1 protein-coding gene is annotated in these 442 nt (G+C 73.5%); it reads right to left on the minus strand.

All coding sequences use genetic code 11. From position 1 onward, the window contains the following. Nucleotides 1–289: hypothetical protein (locus tag KW832_RS25580; RefSeq protein WP_218338461.1), on the minus strand; the 289-nt coding region annotated here is incomplete at its 3' end. Nucleotides 290–442: the final 153 nt, after the last annotated feature.

The raw sequence follows: 442 nt of genomic DNA on the forward strand, positions 1-442 counted from the left end.
GCAGGGCGGCCTGCTCGTTGGCGTCGAGGACGATCGTCGAGGCCTCGTCGGAGGCGCCGGCCAGCACCTGCTCGGCCTGGTGGCGCGCGCGGCCGGCCTCGGCGCGGTCGCGCTCGGCCTCGACCTTCAGCAGGCGGGCCTCCTCGCGGAGGCCGGCGAGGTCGGCGGTGAGCCGCTCGGCCTCGAGGCGCGCCTCGCTGACGAGCTGGTCGGCCACCTGCTGGGCCCGCGCGAGCAGGGCCGAGGTGGAGGCCTCGCCGGGCGTGGTGAGGGGGACGTCGTCGTTCATCCCACTGCTCCTCTCCGGCCGAGTCCGAGGCCCTCATCCTCTCAGGGCACCCCTGAGGGTGACAAAGGGCCCGTCCACCGACGCCGACGCTTCACCATGGGATGTCGCTGAATGGGCACGTGCCACGGTCAATTGACCGTGGCACGTGCCTGT

This window comes from Acidovorax sp. sif0632 (genome assembly GCF_019218805.1).
Classification (GTDB): Bacteria; Pseudomonadota; Gammaproteobacteria; order Burkholderiales; family Burkholderiaceae_C; genus Acidovorax; species Acidovorax facilis.